General features: G+C 67.5%; 10 protein-coding genes. All 10 read right to left on the bottom strand.

Annotated features, from left to right (window positions below; all coding sequences use genetic code 11):
* Positions 1-43 precede the first annotated feature (43 nt).
* The 10 genes from H6844_15365 to H6844_15320 all read right to left on the bottom strand — a co-directional run bounded on the left by H6844_15365 (position 44) and on the right by H6844_15320 (position 19,860).
* Positions 44-793: an SDR family oxidoreductase gene (locus tag H6844_15365; protein ID MCB9930780.1), complete on the bottom strand. Its 750-nt coding sequence runs from the start codon at positions 791-793 to the stop codon at positions 44-46.
* A 34-nt stretch (positions 794-827) separates the two neighbouring features.
* Positions 828-2,114 (bottom strand): adenylate/guanylate cyclase domain-containing protein, encoded by a 1,287-nt coding sequence (locus tag H6844_15360; GenBank protein MCB9930779.1) that lies wholly within the window; start codon positions 2,112-2,114, stop codon positions 828-830.
* Complete coding sequence (locus tag H6844_15355) at positions 2,111-5,284, bottom strand: efflux RND transporter permease subunit (GenBank protein ID MCB9930778.1); 3,174 nt, start codon at positions 5,282-5,284, stop codon at positions 2,111-2,113. The genes H6844_15360 and H6844_15355 overlap by 4 nt, the downstream gene beginning before the upstream one ends.
* Before the next feature lies 1 nt (position 5,285).
* Positions 5,286-6,551, bottom strand: coding sequence for an HlyD family efflux transporter periplasmic adaptor subunit (locus H6844_15350; GenBank protein MCB9930777.1), 1,266 nt, complete (start codon positions 6,549-6,551; stop codon positions 5,286-5,288).
* A gap of 114 nt (positions 6,552-6,665) precedes the next feature.
* Positions 6,666-8,381: a hypothetical protein gene (locus H6844_15345; protein ID MCB9930776.1), complete on the bottom strand. Its 1,716-nt coding sequence runs from the start codon at positions 8,379-8,381 to the stop codon at positions 6,666-6,668.
* A 3-nt stretch (positions 8,382-8,384) separates the two neighbouring features.
* The gene (locus H6844_15340; protein MCB9930775.1) at positions 8,385-9,611 is read right to left on the bottom strand and encodes a hypothetical protein; all 1,227 of its coding nucleotides are present in this window, start codon (positions 9,609-9,611) and stop codon (positions 8,385-8,387) included.
* Between the two features lie 4 nt (positions 9,612-9,615).
* Positions 9,616-11,553, bottom strand: coding sequence for a hypothetical protein (locus tag H6844_15335; protein MCB9930774.1), 1,938 nt, complete (start codon positions 11,551-11,553; stop codon positions 9,616-9,618).
* A 17-nt stretch (positions 11,554-11,570) separates the two neighbouring features.
* A complete protein-coding gene (locus H6844_15330; protein MCB9930773.1) occupies positions 11,571-14,315 on the bottom strand; it encodes a hypothetical protein in 2,745 nt (914 codons plus the stop codon).
* Between the two features lie 2 nt (positions 14,316-14,317).
* Positions 14,318-17,809 carry a hypothetical protein gene (locus H6844_15325; protein ID MCB9930772.1) on the bottom strand — a complete coding sequence of 1,164 codons (3,492 nt, stop codon included), beginning with the start codon at positions 17,807-17,809 and terminating at the stop codon, positions 14,318-14,320.
* The gene (locus H6844_15320) at positions 17,806-19,860 is read right to left on the bottom strand and encodes a hypothetical protein (protein ID MCB9930771.1); all 2,055 of its coding nucleotides are present in this window, start codon (positions 19,858-19,860) and stop codon (positions 17,806-17,808) included. The genes H6844_15325 and H6844_15320 overlap by 4 nt, the downstream gene beginning before the upstream one ends.
* Between the last annotated feature and the right edge of the window lie 20 nt (positions 19,861-19,880).

The raw sequence follows: 19,880 nt of genomic DNA, 5'->3' as shown, positions 1-19,880 counted from the left end.
GATGGCGCCGTGCGCCGCGGGGACCGCTCGGGATTGCGGGCGTCTAGCCGTTCATCGTCAGGCCGCCGGAGACGCTCAACACCTGGCCGGTGATGTAGCTGGCCCGGTTGCTGGCGAAGAACAGGATGGCGTTGGCGATGTCCTGCGGCTGGCCGAGGCGGCGCAGCGGGATCGCCCGCTTCAGGGCGTCCTGCAAGCCTTCCGGCATGTCGGCGAGCAGCGGCGTCTCGGTCGGGCCGGGGGCGACGCAGTTGACGGTGATGCCGTGGCGGGCCATCTCGCGCGCCAGCGACTTGGTGAAGGCGATGACGCCGCCCTTGGCGCCGGCATAGACGGTCTCGCCCATGCTGCCGACCCGGCCGGCGTCGCTGGCGATGTTGACGACCGTGCCGCGGCCGGCCGCGATCATCGGCTTCAGGAAGGCCTGGCACACCCGCACCTGGCCCAGATAGTTGAGTTGCACGATCTTCTCGATGAAGTCGGGCGCGTTCTCCATGAAGGGCTGGCCGCGGTCCCAGCCGGCGACATTCACCACCGCATCCATGGCGCCATGGTCGGCGGTCACCGCCTCGGCGGTGGCGAGAATGGCGGCGGGGTCGCACACATCCAGCACCCGCGGCTCGCCCTGGCCGCCGGCGGCGCGAATGGCCTCGACGGTGGCGGTTGCGCCGTCGGCATTGACGTCGCTCACGATGACGAGTGCGCCCGCTTCGGCCAGCGTCCTGGCTGCCGCGGCACCGATGCCGGAACCGGCCCCGGTGATGAAGATTTTCTGACCGGTGAGCGAAATCATGGGGCGGTTCCTCTTGTCGGAGCGGGCAGGCGGTTCAGGCCGGGGTCAGCAGGGCCGCCGCTGAGGGCAGCACGGTTTCGGTATAGCCCGGCGGGGCCTTGTAGGGCAGCAGCACATTGTCCCTTGCTCCGAACACCGCCAGCGGATGCTCGCTGCCGCGAATGTGGTGGGAACCGAGCGGCTCCAGTTGGAGCGCGCTTTCCGGCAGCCATTCGGCAACCGCACCGGAGAGCAGGACCGGGCAAGGAACGTGTTTGCTCATCTCTTCCAGGCGATTGACGACGTTGATGGTCGGCCCGATGACGGTGAAAGCCTGGCGGCCGCCGGTTCCGATATTGCCGAAGGCGAGTTCGCCCCGATGCAGGGCCAGGCCGCATTCGAGGGTTTCCTGTCCGAGTGCGCTCAGGTTGGCGTTCACGTCGTGCAGCCGGCGCCGGGCTTCCGCCGCGGCGGTCAAGGCGGTATCGGCCGCGACCGTCGGGTCCGGGTCGTGGAAAATCGCCAGCACGCCGTCGCCCGGATAGGCCAGGATTTCGCCGCCATGGGCCATGGCCGCGCCGGCGGTGCATTCGAGAAAGCCGTTCAGCAGTGCCAGGTAACGCTTGATCCCCAGGCGTTCGATGCGGCCGGTGGAATCGCGCAGGTCGGCAAACCAGGCGACGGCGTCGAACGTCTCGTAATCGCCGAGCCGGATATGCCCGCCCAGCACCTGACGCCCGGCGCTTTTGCCCAGATAGGTGTCGGCGACATTGCGGGAGATCTGCTCGCGAATGACCAGCTTGCAGACGACGGCGAGGCGAGGCACGGCGTTCTGGAGCGCGCCGATATGGCTGTCGGAGAATCCGCCCACCCGGTCGGTCACCCATGAGGTGGCGATGCCGTCCGGGCGGTTGCCGAGCAGGCCTTGCCCGTTGGTGTCGAAGGGAATGACCATGGCGAAGTAGTCGGTGAAGCCCTCGGCCAGCAGATCCTCCAGCACGGGGAAGTCCAGCAACGCGCTGTCGCCCACCAGGGGGCGACGCACCTGGCGCAACTTGTGCTCGATCATGTAGGCGAACGGGCTGCGCTTCCAGGAATCGGTCGTGCCCAGGCCGTGGACGAATTCCTGGGCCGAGACGCTCTGGCCCCGCCGCCAGATCAGCGACACCGACTCGAACGCCGGGTGCAGGGTGCGGAAGGTCACGTGGGTGCGGGCCAGCGGCACGCCGATGCCCAGCAGATGGTTGGCGGTGCCCTCCACCAGCTGCGACATGTCGGTTCCGCCGAGTGCCGCTTCCATGATCCAGTCGGCGATGGTGTGGCGCAGGCCTTCTTCGCTCATGTCGGCCGCACCCGGGGTGTCGGGGTGGCAGGCGGCGGTTCCGCCGGCCGCGACCGTCCCGTGACGGCGGCGGCCAGCCGGCCGATATCGGCGCCGACGGCCACCAGGGCCGGCACCAACACCAGCACCAGCAGCGTGGCGATGCCGAGGCCAAAGACGATGGTGATGGCCATCGGGATCAGGAATTGCGCTTGGGTGCTGGTTTCGAACATCAAAGGCGTCAGGCCACCAATGGTAGTGAGAGAGGTCAGCAGCACCGCCCGCAACCGTTCGCACGTCCCTTGCTCGATCGCGTCCAGCAAAGCCATGCCGGATTGCCGGCGGCGATGAATGGTTGAAATTAGCACAATCGAGTCGTTCACCAAAATTCCCGAAAGCCCCAGCATGCCGACCATGGAGAGGAAGGTCAGGTCATAGCCCAGCAGGAAATGCCCCAGGCTGACACCGATCATCCCGAACGGAATGATCGCCATCACCGCCAGCGGCAACCAATAGCTGCCGAACACCCAGGCCAGCACGATATAGATCAGCGCCAGGCCCGTGATCGCGCCGATTTTCATGTCGCCGAAGGTCTGGGCCTGCTCCTCCGCCTTGCCGGCGAACCGGTATTGCAGGCCGAATTTCTTGGCGATCTGCGCGATGCCGGGCTCCAGCGCCGTCAGCAGGGCCTGGCTGGTGGTGGCGGTCTCGTCGATTTCGCCGGCCACGGCCACTTCGCGGAAGCCGTCCTCGCGGCGGATGGTGGCGAATCCGCGCTGGGATTCGGTGCTGACCACCTCGCCGAGCGGAACCTCCGCGCCGGTCGGCCCGCGCAGGTACACGTCTTCCAGCGGACGGTTGGCGAGCGCGTCGGCGTCCAGCCGCACCCTTACCTTCACCTCCTCGTCGTCGCGGGCGAATCGCTTGGCGATGGCGCCCTCGAACGCGTCGCGCACCTGGCGGCCGACGCTCTGGGTGGTGAAGCCCAGGGCGCGGCCTGCCGGCGTCAGGCGGATCACCAGCTCCTGCTTGCCATAGGGCAGGCTGTCCTCCAGGTCGGACACGCCGGGGAAGGATTGAACCAGCGCCAGCACCTCGTCCGCCGCCCGCTTCAGCACCGCCGGCTCGCCGTCGAACAGGCGGATGTCGATCTCCCGTCCCGGCGGGCCGGCGCCGACCGGCGGGAAGGTCAGGCTTTCCATGTCGGCCACGGGCGGCAGATGCCGCTTCCAGGCGGCGACGAATTGCGGCGTGCGGATGTCGCGCTCTTCCGACGGGATCAATTGCAGGAAGACCGAGCCATAGGTCTGGCCCTGGGCGACGCCGCCCGGACCGTCCGCCCCCAGATGCGTGCCGACGAAGGCCGCGCTGGTGTGGATCAGCGGCCGGTCGGGCGAGAGTTCGGCCGCGGCCTCGTAGGCGGCCGCCTCGATCTTCAGCAGGCCGTCGCGCACCGCCTCGCGGCTGGAGCCGGGCACCAGCTTCATGTTGCCGTAGACCACGTCGACCTCGGGGGTCGGGAAGAAGGTGAAGCCGACCCGCCCGCCGGCGATCAGGCCGACCGAGGCGACCAGCAAGGCCAGGGCCAGGGCGAGCGTGGTGTAGCGCTGCGCGAGCCCCAGGCGCACCAGCCGGCGGAACCACCCGTCGCGGAAGGCGTCGAACGCCCGGTTGAACTTGGCCCGCACCGGCAGCATGGTGGCGGGATTGCCGGCCAGCGCGTGGCGCAAATGCCCCGGCAGCACGAAAAAACACTCGATCATCGAACAGACGAGGGCGGCGACCACCACCATCGGGATGGCGCGAATGATGGTGCCGATGATGTCGCCGATGACGAACATCGGCAGGAAGGCGGCGATGGTGGTCAGGATCGAGGCCAGCACCGGCGCCGCCATTCGCTGCGCGCCCAGTTCGGCCGCGCTCAGGCCGTCGAGGCCGCGGCCGCGCTGCATCTCCGCATGTTCGCCGACGACGATGGCGTCGTCGACGACGATGCCCAGCACCAGGATCATGCCGAACAGGCTGACCATGTTGATGCTCTGCCCGGTCAGCAGCATGACGCCCATGGCGCCGAACAGGGCGGTCGGGATGCCGGCGGCCACCCACAGCGCGACCCGCGTGTTGAGGAACACGAACAGCACCAGCACGACGATCACCAGGCCGCCAATGCCGTTGTTCACCAGCAACTGGATGCGGCTTTCGATCAGGCTGGCGGCCTCGTCGAACACGGTCAGCGTCACGCCGGGCGGCAGGTCGCTCCGCAACTCGTCGAGGGTGTCGTGCAGGATTTTCGCGGTCGCCAGCGCGTCGGCCGAGGTGGCGCGTTGCACGTGCAGGCTGATCGCCCGGTTGCCCCGGTACCATGCAGTGTTGCCGTCGTCGTCGAACGACTCGCTCACCCGGGCGATGTCGCCCACCGCCACCTTGTCGCCGCTGGCGCGCGAGACCACCTCGATGCCGGCGACGCCCTCGGCGGTCTCTTTCAGGCCGATGGAGCGGATTTGCTTTTCGACCGTGCCGCCGGTGTCGCCGGACGGCAAATCCTGGCTGGCCGCGCCGATGCGGGCCGCCACGTCGCCGGCCGTCAGATCGAGCGCGCGCAGGGATTCCGGGTCGACCGCGACCAGGATTTCCTCGTCGCGCGCGCCGAACAGGTCGACCTTGTCGATGCCGCGCTGGATCAGCCGGTCGCGGATACGCTTGGCGATCCGCTTCAACTCCGCTTCGCCGACCGGGCCGGACAGCAGCAGGCGGGCGATGGTGTCGTAGCGGACGATGCGGCGGATTTCCGGCGTCTCGCTGTCTTCCGGCAGGGTGGTGACCTGGGCGACGGCGGTTTCGACATTGGCGAGCGCCGATTGCATGTCGGTGCCGGGCACGAACTCCACCAGCACGCTGGCCGAGCCCTCTCGCGAGGTCGAGACCACGCGTTTGACGCTGTCGAGAAACCGCACCTCGCGGTCGATGGGTTGGACGATGTTGGCGTCGACGTCGGCGGCACTGGCGCCGGGCCACTGCACGGTGGTCACCACCATGTCGATGCCGAAATTGGGGAAGAACTGGGTGTTCATCCGCGCGAGCCCGATCCCGCCGGCCAGCAGCATGATGATCATCACCAGATTGGCGGCGGTCCGGTGCCGGGCGAAAAAGCTGAGAATACCGCCCGAACCGGCGGGTGTGGGTTCCGCCAATTCAGCCGTCCTCGCCGACAATGGTCACGGATAGGCCGGTGTCGGCGCCGGGAATGGGCGTCACCAGGACGGCCTCTCCGCCTTTCAGATCGCTGCGGATCAGGATGTCGTTGCCCAGATGGCGCACCAGATCGGCGGGGCGGGCCTGGAGCCGGCCGTCGGCAACGATCATGATGCGCCCGTCAAACCAGGCCGTTTCCGGCAGGCGGGTGACGGCCTCGTAGCGGGGGCCGGGCAGGGCGATTTCGACAAAGGCGCCGGGGCGGAGCAGGTCGAGGCTCTCGCCACTCTCGACCGTCGCAAACACGGCAATGCCGCCGCTTGCGGCATCGATTTCCGATCCGGTGCGGGTGACCGTGGCGGTGTAGCGGTGGGCCTGATCGCGCAAATGCCAGGTCACTTCGGCGGTGCGGCCGATCAGGTCGCCGCCTTGCAGCAGTTCGCCGAACTGGCGCATGCCGACGGTGAACCGCACCTCCAGCCGGCGGGAATCGATCAGGCGCGCGACCCGGTCGTTCTGGCTCAGACGCTTGCCGACTTCGGTGCCGATATCGGTCAGATAGCCCGCAAACGGGGCGGTGAGGCGGGTCTGTTCCAGATCGCGGCCGGCCCGTTCCGCCTTGACCTGCAACTTCTGGATGACGGCGCGCTGGCGGGCCAGGCTGGCATCCAGTCGCTCGATGGCGAAGCGGCGCTCGATCACCTGTTCCGAGGCGGTCAGCAACGCCATGCGGGCATCGTCGAACGCCTTGGTCGAGGCGGCCCCGCGCGCATTCAACGACTTGAACCGGTTCAGGTCGCGTTCGTGCAGGGTCTCCGCGGTGATTTCCTGCTCCAGCATGGCGGCGGCAGCCTGCCCTTCCGCTTCCAGTTCGCGCAGGCGGGCACGGGCCTCGGCCAGGTCGGCGGTGGTCTCCGCCACGGCCGCGTCATAGTCGAACGGGTCGATGGCCACCAGCAGGTCGCCCTTGCTCACCCGGCCGCCGTCCTGGAAGGCGGGGCCGACTTCGATAACGCTGCCGCTGACGAGGGGCCGCAACTCCACCTCGCGCCCGGCGACGATCTCGCCGAAAAACCGCAGCTTTGGCTGGAGGGTTTCGACCGTCCCGGCAACCGTGCGCACGGGCCAGACCTTTTCGGTGACCTCACGCTGCGCCAGTTCCGGCTTGGTCGAGACCAGCACCAGAAACGCGACGACCCCAAGTCCCAACACCACCACGGGCAGGAACCGCCGGGTCCATTTCTTGATCCACGCGCGCCATCGCATGGCGGTTCCCTTCGGGGAAAACGGTAACGCTGCCACGGATATAGGCGCGTCCTCGCCGCGATCAATTGAGCCCATAGCCGCGGACCGGCGATGCGCTGGAATCGAGGCGTGCGGTCAACGCAGCGTCACCGGGGTGTAATGCCCGGTGGAGATGTCGAACTCGGCCTCCGACCGGGATTGGTCGCCGCCCTTGAATTCCAGCCGATAGCGACCGTCCGCCAGGCTTTGGGCCACCCGGTCGCCCCGGAACTGGGCAATGGCGTTGCCCAGGGGATCGTAGAGGACGAATACGCCGGACTGTCCGGCGCGGGCGTCGAACCAGCCGGGCGTGATCTCGACGGTGGCCTGGAACCGGTCTCCGGTTCGCCCGACCGTGAGCGGCAGGGTGTGCGGTGGTCGGCTCCCGATGACGACCTCGTAGGAGCCGGGTGCGAGGTCCACCGGGTTCGCGCCCGGCCGCAGCGCCCGAACCGGACGCCCGTTTCGGGACAGTTCGATCAGGGGCGGGAGGTAGCGCCCGGTGTCGATGGTCGGCTCGTGCATCACCACGCGGATGTCGCCCTCGCGCCGCTGCGGCAGGCCGTTGAAGTGCAGCGTCGCCGCCTTGCGATCGCCCAGGGCCAGTTCGACGGTCTGTTCCACCGTCTGGGCATGGGCCGTGCCGACGAGTTTGAACAGGCCGTCGCCGAGGGCCAGGATTTGGCGGGCACCGGTCAGGACCGTGTCGCCCAACGGTTGGTCCGGCCGACCGCTCTGCAGACGGAAGACCTGAAGCGTCACGGGCGGCCGGAGGGGCTGGTCGGTTGCGGAGTCCCGGGCCTCCACTTCGACCCGGCCGGGGGCGACCGGAATTTCCACGCGCTGGCTGCGCCGGACATCGAGCGTTCGCTCCCAGGCATGGCGGCCCTGGTGGATCGTGATCTGGTAGCGGCCGGGCTCCACCTCCACCGGGCCGATGGCGCCGCTCGCGACCTCCGCTCCGGTGGTCGCGTCGGTGACGGTGTAGGTCAAGGTCGCGGTATCCGGAGGCGTCGGGCTCAGGGGCCGTTCGGCATAGACCGTGGCCAGCTCCAGCGTCACCCGCTGCTGGCGCTGCCGCACCGCACCCGCGCCCTCGGTCCCGACCGGTGCGACCGGGTATTCGTTCACTTGCAGGCAGGCGCGCAGGTCGTTGCTGAGGTTCGATTTCGGCACCTGGTAGATGCCGATCTTGATCGCGTTGAGGTCGATTTTCCGTTCGAGCGCATAGCGCCGAAGGTCCGCACACATGTCCACGCCGGGCGGCAGGCAATTCGGGCTTTCATAGTCGGAAATCAGGACGATTTCGCCGCCGCCATACGGCATCAGCGCCGCCATGGCCCGTTGCAGGGCAATGTTGATCGGCGTCATGCCGCTGGCCTGAACCGAGGCCAGCGTCCCGCGCATGCGGCGGACGAAATTGCCCGTGACCAGGCCGAAATTGTCGAGCCGGACGATATCCTGGCAGAGCCCTCCGGTGTAGGGATAGTCGGCCGGGCGGCGATAGCCTTCACGCTGGCTGGTGAGCGGCCAACTGGTTTCCGATCCGAACACATAGACGGCCGTCGGACGGCGGTCGCCTTGGGCCGCGACGCTCTGCAATTCTTCCAGTAGCACTTCCTTCGCGCGGGCGAGGCGGGATTTTCCGCCGGTGTAGTCGCCCCTGCCGTTCATGCTGTTCGAGGCATCAAGGATATAGACCCGCGCCCCGGACGCACTGCGGGGCGCTTGTTGGCTCCAGGCGGACGGCCCGGCCAACAGGCCGCCGATCAGCACCAGCAGAAGAGCGAGAAGGGGGCGGTGGCATCGCATGGCTCATCGCACCCGGATTTCGCCCATGGGCAGGGCGACGGCGATGCAGGGCATGTCGGCGACCGCCAGGGTTCGGTCTTGCGGCGGGTCGTTGCGGCTGGGGCCGAAGCCCTGGACGGTCAGTTGCAGCGGCTGGCCGGGGCGGCAGCCCGCCGTCGGCTCGACCTGCGTTTCGATCCGGACGGAGGAACCGACGCCGGCGCCGAACGGCCGGGGCGGGGCTCCGGGCGTCAGCGGGATGCCGTCGGCCTTCACACGGGCGCGGTGGCTGGTCGAACCGGGGGCCGCCAAGGCCACCGAGGTTGCGAGGATGCCGCCGTCGGCGGTGACGATATTGATGGGGCGCGGCACCAGATTGGCGGCAACGGCCGGCAATGCCGGCGCGGCGATGCAGGCCTGTACCGTCTCGCCGGCCGGCGCGGTGCGCATGCCCACGCTGCATACGGGCCGTTCCGGGTCGTCGAACGCGATTTCGGGAACCGGGATCGGGGCGCCCGTCTCGCATTCCGGCCCGGCCCAACCCCGATACACGATGTTCGGACCCGGGAGGGGTTTGCCCGTAAGGGCGATGACGAAACCGGTGAACGCCCCCGGAGGCGGGCTGACAAAGCCGGACGGGGGTCGAAATTCGAGGTCGAGGTCGGCGGTATCCGGCCAACCCGAATACGTCCACAAATAGTCGCCGAGGCAACTGTTCGGATACTCGAAGGCATAAAGGTCCGCGAACGGCGACGACATGCCATCCAGATACCATTTCAACCCGAACACCCGCACCAGGACACGGCGGCGGGCCCGGGTCCGGTCGACCGGATCGCCAAGGCGCCAGCGCGCGATCAACGTCCGGATTTCGGCGCGAATGGCGTTGAGATTCATGGCCGGAGAGGCCGGGCCGGTGCGCTGATCCAGCCGAAGCTCGGAGCGAATATAGCCGGTCAGGTTCAGCCTCTCTTGTGAGTTCGGCAGCAGCAGCAGCGTGCGGCCCCGATTGGAGGCGATGATGGCGATTTCCGCATTCCCGGCTTCGCGCGCCATGCGACGGATGTCGCCGAACATGCCGGCCACCGCCGCGCTCGGTGCGCCCTGATAGAGGCCGGCATCGATGATGAGCACCACGCCGAAGGGCGGTTGCGCCGGTGGAGGGGGGGCGGCTGCCGCCCCGAGCGCGCCGGCCTGTGCGATCGCCACCAGCAGCAGACCGAAGCCCCATCGCGCGATCCGGCTGACCGTCATGGTGTCAATCGCCCCGCATTCGCCCGCGCGGCACCCGGATGGGCGTTGCCGGCATCGGATCGTTCGATGGCTCTGGCGGCGGCGCAGAGGTTGCCGGCGCCGGCGTGAGGACCGGGCGGGCGACTCCGCCCATTTCGCGGTTGCGTTCGTGCAGCAATCGCTCGCGCGCGCCGTAGCGCAGGGCGATGGTCTCGCCATCGTGGCCGTGATAGTCGGCCAGGTTCTCGCGGACGAGCATGTTCACCAACTCGCGCATGATCTCGCGCTGGTTCGGGTTCTCGGGCATGGAGGCCAGATACTCGATGCCATCGTCATCGACCTTGCGGGACCGGTCAAACAGCAGGTCGATGGCGCGGACCCGTTCGGACTGGCCGGAATGCCGGCCGATAATGGCGCAGATCAACACCAACAGGTCGACGAAGATCGCGAGCAGCAGTGCCAGAACGGCGTTGGCCTGATGGTCCTCCAACAATGCGACCTTGGCGGTGCTGATGGGGTTGGCCTGGTCGCCGCGCCGGGATTTCAAACTGGCCATGGCGTTATAGGCGTCGTTGCGGGCGCCGCCATTGGGCTCGAACTTCAGGCAGGCGTTGGCGAACTCGATCAGCGGATCGACCTTGTCGTCGGCGATGGCGGGCTGGTTGTCGATGCATTGGCCGCGATACTGCGCCAATTCCGCCTGCATGCGCTTCAACTCGTCGAGGCTTTGGGCAACGAACGGGCTGCGGCAGTCGATGCCCCGGGCGCCGGACGCGCGGTTTGCCTGAATGATGTTTTCCAGTTGCAGGCAACCGTCCACCAGGGTGGCGTACTGGCTGTAGTCCTTGTTTTCGAACTTGCGGCGGGTGGCTTCGACGCTGGCGGTTTCGCGGTCGGCATCGAACGAGCGGCGCGGTTCGAGACGCGCGATCTTGGCCTGGAGGGTGGTGTTTTCCTCCTCCAGTTTTCCGATGTCCAGGCGAAGACCGCTGATGACCTCCTCCGGCCCGGCGGCCGTACGCACGGCTTCCAGATTGTCCAACTCCGCCTGCCGGCGTTCGAGTTGTTGCTGGCGGGCGGCCAATTCCGCCTCCGTGCGCAAAATGGCGGCCCTGGCTGAATTGATATCGGTGCCGAGCTGGCGCCATCGCGGCCCTTCGCCGGTCTTGGCCTCCTGGGCGCGCTGGGCTTCCAGCGCCTTGATCTCGTTGGCGAGATCGCGATTGGTCTGTTGCAACCGGTCGATATCCGCGGTCCAGGCCCGAATATTGGCCGTGGCGTTGGCGAGATCGGTGTCGCGGGCCGTCAGCGTCGCCTTGCTGCGCGCTTCCCGATCGCGGAGATCGGCGATCTTGAGGGTGTTATCCTGGATCTGGCGCCGCAACCGCTCCGATTCCTGCCTGGCAGCGCGGGAGATGACCGCTTCCAGATTGCGCGAGTCGGTGATGACCGCCTCGATGGCGTTGTGCATCCAATCCTGATAGTCGCGGCTTTCGATCATGCGGTCGTGCAGCGTCTCGATCCGGGCCGCCATGCGGTCGGCAATGCCGTTCAACTCGTCCTGAATTTCGGCGTTGACGTGCAGGCGGCGGGTCAACTCGTCCCGGCCGCCCTGGGTGTTGAAAAATCCATAAAAGGAGAAAAAGCCGGAGATGAACGCGCAGATCAGCCACATCACCACGCTGCCGATCAGCCGGCCACGGCCAATGCGCCAGTTCTGGGCAATGCCCCAACTGATGGCATAGAGCAGGGATTGCACGCCAAACGTGATGATGAAGGCGATCAGGACGCCGATCACGTCGCTGCCCACGAATTCCAGCATGCCGATCCAGGTCGTGTAGAACGAGCCGACCGAAAGCGCCAGGCTCGCAACCACCATCGACCAGAAAATCAGGTTCGGTCCGCGCAAGCGCCCGGCCATTTCCAAACCGCGCGCGGCAACATGCTGGGATTCCCTAGCCATTGCTGTGCATCCTGCCCCTATTCATCCGATACGTTTCGCTTCAGGCGAATGGCCAGACCCCGCGTGACCGTATGCTCCAACCGATCGCCCCAGATTAAGCGGAAAGTTTCCATATCGCGAGACTGTTCTCGCAATTCCTCGAACGTCTGGCCCATGCGTTCCAACGTCCAGGGTGGGACGGACTTGCCCGCAAGGTCCAGCAGCGCCCCGTCCGGGGTCGCGGTCAGGCGCAGGCCCTGGATGGTGCGAACCTCGTGCGGATCGCCGGTGAAGAGGGCGAACCAGACCCGGGCCCAGGTATAGTTGTTGCCGCGCAGGCGCTGGAACCGGGGCAGGGAACGGCCTTCCTGCACCTCGATCACCGACCGGCTCGGAAAACGGTTGGTCCGGACCCAGGCCAGAACGCCGCGCAGCAGCATGACCAGCAGCAGCAGGTAGAGCAGGTTCAGCGCGCAGGATAGCCCCGTCTGTTGCCAGGCGATCGGCAGATAGAGCGGCAGGCGGCTGCTCGCCGATTGCAGCTTCAGCGGGTCGGTATAGGTCACCGTTGCCTCGTGCCGGTCGGTGCCGGCGTACCAGTGTTCGAGGCCCAGAAAGCAGAGGCACCAAAAGGACGAGACCGGGCGGACATCGATGCCGAGAATGCCGGCGGTCCGGGCATCGGCCACCCGCCCGACGGAACCGACCAGGCCGCCGAACAGGCCGTCCACATTGACGGCGACGGTCTCGTCGGCGGTTTCGGGATCGGGCGCGATCACCGCGTTGTCGAGCGCGTACTGGGCGGAGAAGTTGCCGCGGGTGAGTTCGCGGGCGGGGACAACCAAGCCGTTCAGTGAGCCCGGCTCCGACGACTGGCTGACGGAGACCAGTCGCAGCGTCAGCGGCGGCACGTCGAGGGTCAGCGTGGCGTTGACCGTCACCGCCTCTCCCGACCAGGGCGCAGCCGGGGCGACGGCAAACGCCAGCGCCGCGGCCTTGCCGTCGCGAAGGTCCGAGCCGGCAAGCGTGCCCAGGCGCCAGAGCGAAAACCGGCGGGTTTCGCCTGCGGCCATGGGGATGGGCTGCCCGGCCTCGACCTTCCGGCCGCTATCCGTGCGGATTTCGACATAGGACGGCAGGTCCTCGGCCGCGATCGTGACGGCGCCGTCCAGGTCGCCCCGTGCCGTGACCGTGAAGGTCGCCAGTTCCGCATCCGGCCCATTCAGGGAGACACGGGAGCGCAACGCGTCGGATGTGCAGCCGTCGCAGCCGGTCGTGGGCTGGAGGGGAGAAACCGAAAGCGCCGCGGCGCCGGAGATCACCTCCAGATCAACGACCGGCGAGAGGGGGGAGAGAAAGCCCGGCACGGTGGCCTGGCTCCGCGCCTGGACCGCGCCGCGGCGGGTCGGGGTCCAGGTGGCGACGCCGCGATTGCCGGCGCGGTCGACCTCCATGGACTGCGGGCCCGGCCCCGCGGGCCCCGCCAGTTGCAATGCCATGGTCAGGGAATCCGGCATGCCCGAGAGAGCGACCGGCGCCGGACGGCCGCTGGCACCGTCGAAGAGTTGCGCCTGGAAGGTGTAGGTCCCGTCCGCCATCAGGCGGATAGGGGAGCCGGGCGGTGCGCGCAATTCCTTGCCGCCGGCGTCGAACACCCGCAGGTCGGTCACGGCCTGGGTCTGGAACAGCAGGAACACCGACTCCGATACCGGGCGGCTGAAGGTGATGGCGTATTGTCCGGGCGCGACCGCGTTCTGGAACCATTGGTGTTCCACCACGCCGTGCAGCGGCGGGGCGGCCAGCGCTTCGTCGCCGTGGTCCATGCGGGCGGCGATCCGACGGGTCGCCGTGGGCGCACGGTCGAAACTGCTATCCTGCCATTCGGCCGGAGGGACGCCCGCAGGCGCCGTCGAAACCGCCACCACATGGGCGATGGACAGCGGGGTTTCGATCCGGACCGTGTTGCCGTCGTATCGGACGAACCGCCGCTGGGCGCCCAGGTTCGAGCCGGAGACGCTGGCGATGATGTCGCGCAATGCGTCCCACATCTGACGGCCGTTCGAAACCGTCCAGGCGCCGACCGGGGTGCCGTCCGACCGGCGCGAGCCATCGTTGAACACGGACAGCAGCGCGTCTCGCACACCCTGGTCGTCGACATTGCGCATCAGCTTGGCGGCCCGCTGCGGGTCCTGCGGCCGGATGAACAGGTATTCGACGCGGAGGCCGCCGGGAAACCGGTCCTTGTAGGCGCGGAAGCGGTCCGGCAACGCGGCGGCGGGCGGCAGGCCGGGCGGATTGTATTCGCCGTCGCTGACGATGACGAGATAGGCGGGCTCATCGTCCCGCACCTGGCCGGCGAGTGTGGCCAGCATCACCTCGATGGGCCCATAGGGCGTGCCGAGATCGGGAATGGAGACGAACATCTGCCGGACCTGGTCGACCAAATCCTGATGCGCCCTGGCGTTCAGCACCTCGATGGGGCGGGTGCCCGCCGCGGCCAACTGCCGGCGGACCCGCTCGATGTTGCCGGGCGTCGCATGCAGCAATTGCGGGTTCGCTTCGATCAGACGGAGGTAATCGTTGAAATTCATCAACACCACCCGGTCGTGACCGGCGCGGCCGTCAATCGTGCCGGCCAGCAATTGCATGCCGAAGGATGGCAGTTGGTCGCTGTAACGCATCGACCCGCTGGTATCGAACAGAATGCCGACGATCTTGGCCTGGACCGACGGCGAATGGACGGCCAGCAACAGCAGGGCAAGAATGCGGACGATCCATCGCATGGCTAGTTGCGCCTCATATTGCGCACCACGTCCAGGGCGGGTTGAAACCGAAACGCTTCGCTGACCTTGCCAGAGTGAAAATCGTAGGGGTTGTCGTCGGGCGATGTGGCGGTCCGGACGCAATGGTCGAGGAACTCTTCCCAGATTCTGAACACATGCTCCCGCCGCTCGACGAACACGCGCGCGATGCCCAGATCATGATCGCTGTCCTCGATCACGATGAACGAGAACATGCGCGTCGCGCCCGGCGCCACCGGCACCTGGCTGATATCCCGGGCCTGGTCGAAAAACTGACCGACATAGCGTTCGTAGGCGCGCGTCGCGTCGGCAGACAGGCGGCAGCGGCGCTTCGCGTCTTCCGGGTCAACGGCCAAGCGTTGCGGATCCAGTTCCGCCAGCACCGGTTGGCGGTCCAGCGCGAACCGGGTGCGGGGGTCCAACCCCCTGCCGTTGGCGTCCAGGTCGGTCTCGATCCCGGCGGCCTGGGGCGAGACCACCGCGATGCGGTGGGCGTGGGCCGGGAACAGAGAGGCGAGCGTGTCCTGCAGTGTTGTCGCCAGGGTAAACGCCACGCAGGCCTCCTGCCGGTTGGCACCGCGGTCGGCACCGGTGCGGCGTGGAGGCCGCGTGCCTGCGCCGTCGTGGAACAGGCGCAACAGCGCGGCGCTGCGCAGCCGGGCCGGTTGCGGCACATGGCAAGGCAGGCTTTGCGGGCCGCGCTCCTCGCCCAGGAAGGGCGTCACCGGGCCGGCATAGCGATAGGCCAGCGAGGTGCGGCGGGCAACGCGGATATAGCCATTGGCCAGTTCGAACGGAACGCGTTTGTTCCGCTCCTGGAAATAGGCATCGACGGCGATGTCGTGCGTCTCGTCCGCGTCTGCCGGATCGCCCCGCCGCCAGGCGCGGACGATGGCGTAGGATCGCACAAAGGCGAAGCGGGGTTCGTTCCCGTCCGCCTCCATCACCCACAGGCATTGTTTGGCGGAGTCGACATCGGACACGTGGTAGAGGGCGGCGCCGACGATGATGGTGGTGTCCTTGGCATAGGAAAGCCCGTGATCGGCCTCCGGGATCGAGCCCAGTTCCAGGCTGGGGGTGCGGATTGCCAACCGGCTGACGGTCGCCCCTTCGATCTGGCGCGGATTTTGCAGCCTGTAGCGCCGCACCAGATTGGCGGCCCGTTGCTGTTCGATGCGAATGGTATGGCCGACGCAGAGTCGGAACAGGCGGACCAAGCCTGTCTTGGTGGTGTTGATGCGCAACTGCCGCAACGCCTCTGCCGGCTCTCCCTGCCAGAACTCTTCGATGGCCGATTGGGACAGCCAGCCGCGGTTCGGGTCCGATAGCGCCGCCTGGTTCGCAACCAGAAACTCGTTGGCCAGCATAAGGGCCAGTTCCACCGGGCCGGTATTCGGTTTCGGGCTCATGGCAGCGTAGGCGTTGCGGAACAGGCGGAGCGCTTCGCGGCTGCTGATGTCGCTGCGCTGCGCATTGACCACGCTCGTGCGGAAGCGGTCGAAATGGAACCGTGCCAGCGGGTAATCCATCATGGCGATGACGCACAGGGCGTCGTCGGCCTCGCCGTTGGCGAAGGAGAGGGAGAGGGCATCGGCCAGATTGCCGTGGCCCGCGACCACGGCGACCGTGTTCTTTCCCGGCCGCGGCCCCAGGCGTTCCGGAGCCAGATCGCGCACGACGGGGACGAGGGCTTCCCGGTTTTGCTCCCGCAGCAGGGGGGGCAGAACGGTGTGCCAGTGATTGCTCAGATAGGACCGGCGCATGTCCCACAAGAACGGCTCGACTGCCGGGTCTACCTCCTTGGCCGCCAGGATCGCCTGGATTTCGACCGGCCAGTGGGCCGGGTCGTCGATGGAGTCTTCCGCCTCCGGCAGCCAGATCGAGATGTAGCGGTTGGTCTTTCCGGCAAGCTCCAGGTCGCTGCGGATGCGGGCGGCCGAGGTGCGCGGCAGCGATTGCTGTATCCGATTTTCCTGATCGATCAGCGGTTCCGACTGGGCGATGTAGACCAGGTCGTTCGGGTGGCTGCTGGCATTGCGTAGCCGCCGCAGGTTGATCCCCAGCAGGCCCGGATCGGTGCGGTCCAGGTTGAGCACGAAGATGGCACCCAGCCGCCGCAGGTCTTCCCGGTAGTCCTGGCTGCGCACCAGCAGGGTCTCGATTTCCTCCGGCGCGGCGACGATGACGTCGATCGGCACGTTGCGGTCCGGGTTCTGCGTGTTGAGTTCGACCCATTGTTCGCCGGCACTGCGCTCGCCGATGCCGCGCGCGGCCTGGAAGCGTGCGATCACTTCCGGTTTCACCGCAGCCGGGCAGACGATCAGGGCCGAGCGACCGCGGTCCAGCGCGGTGCTGGCGAGCAGGGTCGACAGCCGGAAAAAGTGCAGCGGCGTCAGCGTCTCAAGGAAATACCGCAATCCGGAGGGCTGGGCCGCATCCCCGGCGTCCGCGGACGCCTCGTGGAGACCGGCCAAGCCCGCCGCCGCCGCCGGGATGACCAGTGCGGCGTGCTTCCGCCGCAGGGTTTTGAGCAGATAGTCGTGAACCCGCGGGATCAGGCGGCTGTCTTCGCTGCCTTGCGCGTCCTCCGCCGCGGGCGGCGTATCCGGGCCGCGATAGAGCGCCAGACGGGCCATTTCCAGCATGACCACCAGCGGCCCGATCCAGACGATGTTCTCGAGTTCGCCGGCATTCTGCTTGGAGCCCGGAATGAACAGCACCAGCATCGGGGCGGCCGCGGCGAACAGCAGCGCGCCGATGCCGGCATAAACCGCAATGGTGCGCTCCATGCCCAAGAGGGGGAAATAGCCGCGGATGTGCCGGGAATGAGCGTCAGCCCTGGGCTCGACCAGACCGGCACGCCGCCCAATCCATCCCAGGACGAGTCCCAATAGGGCCACCACGGGCACGAGGCCGACGGCGCCGATCAGCAGCATCGAGTTCAAGACCAGCGAACGCGCGAAACCTTCACCGATGCCGAGCCGAACCGCGTCTCTGACCGGGTCGTAATGGGACACGAGCAGCCGGGACGCCCCTTCCCAGGTCGCGATCAGAAACGCGACCACACCGCCGCTGAACACGTCGTTGGCGCTGGCGCGCTGGAGAGCGCCGAAGAATTCGGTGATATGCCCGTGCACCCCGATCAGCGCTTGGATCGAGAGGCAGAGCATCAGGAAAATCCATCCGAACCACAGGCTGCGCCGAAAGCAGACATGCGACAAGACGAGGACCGCGCCGAAGATCAACAGGAAGACCGCCGCAAACCCTCCATCCCCGGTCGGATCGCCGAAGAAATCGACAAAATACGCCTGACTCAATCCGTAGATGAAGCGCAGGCACAAAAGGTCGACGACGACGATCAGCGCCGTCAGACCGAGGACGAACGCCAGGGGTCGCGTGCCGCCCAGAATATCCAGGCGGCGGATGCGCGCGCGGTCGATGGACCGGGGGTCGGAAGGAGAGGCGGTGGCGGTCATCGGCCCGGGTCCGACAGTTCGACCTCGGCCCGCCAGCAGACCCGGTTGGGGAAGGTGAGGTTGGCGCCGTTCCACAGCGGCGGGGCAACGCTCAGTTGTCCGTCCAGCGTGAAGTGGTGCTGCGCCAGGAAGGCTTGCACGCGCGCGGCGTCGGTCGGTCCCTGGCGCAGCAGGCCCTGGGCTTCCTCCGCCAGCGTCTGGCGCTTCTCGTCGATTTCGGCGATGGCGGCCCGGCCGCGCTCGCGCTGGTGGCCCAGCAGTTCGTCGACAAAATAGCGGCGGTCGTTGACGTCGCTCCAGCGCTCCGCCGGTTCCAGATGGTTGATGGCCAGTTGCAGGATGGCAGCGTCGTCCCGCGCGACCTTGACGCCGACCCGGGCGGCGCTGATGTCGTCGACCCGCTCGATTTCCCGTTGCAGTGCGGTGATGACGGTGGATTGGGCGGCGTTTCGCGCCGTGCGCAGGCGCCGGGCGGCAAACAGGCCGACCACCACCGCGACGCCGAACACCGGCACCATGATCCACAGCAGATAGTTGAGCGCATGGGCCCAGAATTCGAAATTGGCGGCGTCGGCCGTGCCGTCGGCCAGGCGAATGCCGTTGAAAATCAGCACCGGTGCCAGGAAGGCGAGGATCAGCAGCCCGAAGGTCCGGACCGCGGAAAGCGTCAGCAATTCGCGGTCGGCGGCCGCCAGGCGGTCGAAGGCCCGGTCCAGCGTGCCGATGCGGTCCCGCTCCGCGTCCAAATGCGCGCGCAATTGGCTGCGGGCGGAATGGGCCCGCGCCACCGCGTCGGCATGGCGGCTGCGCAGCAGGCGCAGTGGCGCTTCGACCTCGCGCTTGCCTTTCCCCCCGGCGGAGATCGTCACTTCGCGCAGCGAGGCCAGGGCATCCTTGCGCTTGGAGGATGCGTCCCGGGTGAGCGCGGTCAGCTCGCTTTCCTCCGACGCCATGCGCTGTTCGGCATAGGCGTGAAAGCGCGCCGGGAAGGCCCGCTTCTCGCGCAGAATCTGGTCGTAGACCGGTTTGCGATGAAACCAATGGCGACGGGTGGCACGATCGAAGTCGACGATCCTGGTCTTGAGGCTGGCGGTGTCGTCCGCCTGGCCGCGGCTTTCCTGATGGGCCACCAGCCGGCTTTTGATCGTGTCCAGGTCGAGCGGTTGCAGGTCTTGCACCAGAGACTCGATCCGCTCCTTTACATTGCGGTCGGGCTGTCCGTCCTGGCGCTGATCGATCTCGCGGGACCACAGGGTCAGGGTCTGCCGCAGCACGTCCGAGCACAGCCCCTCCGGCGGGGAGCGTTCGGGCATGCGCGCCCAGTAGACGCCGCGCTGCAACGGAACGCCGGCGGTCGGATCGCGGCGGAACTGGCGCCACGCATCGTCCCGTCCCGGCGACGGCTCGGAATTCGCCATCAGTTCCAAAAGCAGCCGCAGCTTCAGGAACACCGTTTCGTCGGCATTGTCCGCCTCGTCCTGCAGGCGGCCTTGCGACAGCAGGAACACGGTATTAAGCCGGCAGTTCGACGGCCCCAGACGGTTCAGCACCTGCCAGGCGGTATCGCCGTCGCGCTGGTCGTCGCCGCATTGCCGCACGGCGATCGCCGACCACAACCGCGTGCGCGCCTCGCTGACCGTATCGGGCATGTGGGCGGACTGGCGGTTGACCTCCTCCAACAGGTGGGAGAGCGCTTTGACCGCGGTTTCTCCCTCGGGCGTCATATCGGCCGGACGGGGCATGGGCGAGGCGCCATAGGCCTGGAAGTCGGCTTTCGAGAGCACGACGATCACCGCCAGGCGCGTGTCCTCGTTTGTCACCAGCCCACCTGCCAACTCGGCGCATTCCTCGATCAGGGAGTCGTGGTAGCGGTCATAGTGCTCTGGAAATCCGCCCCAGAAGGCGGCGGTGGTGTGGCCGGATCGCTCCGGCTCCAGCGTCCAAAGCAGGGTGTTGCTTTCGGCCCGATACGTGTCGAGCGCGTGCAGCCAGACATTCCGGCTGAAATCCCAACCGGTATCGCCGTTGATGACAACCGATTTGACGCGCACGGCCACCCCGATCCCCCGCG

This window comes from Alphaproteobacteria bacterium, from assembly GCA_020638555.1.
Classification (GTDB): Bacteria; Pseudomonadota; Alphaproteobacteria; order Bin95; family Bin95; genus JACKII01.
This window is presented reverse-complemented; position numbering and strand designations above follow the sequence as displayed.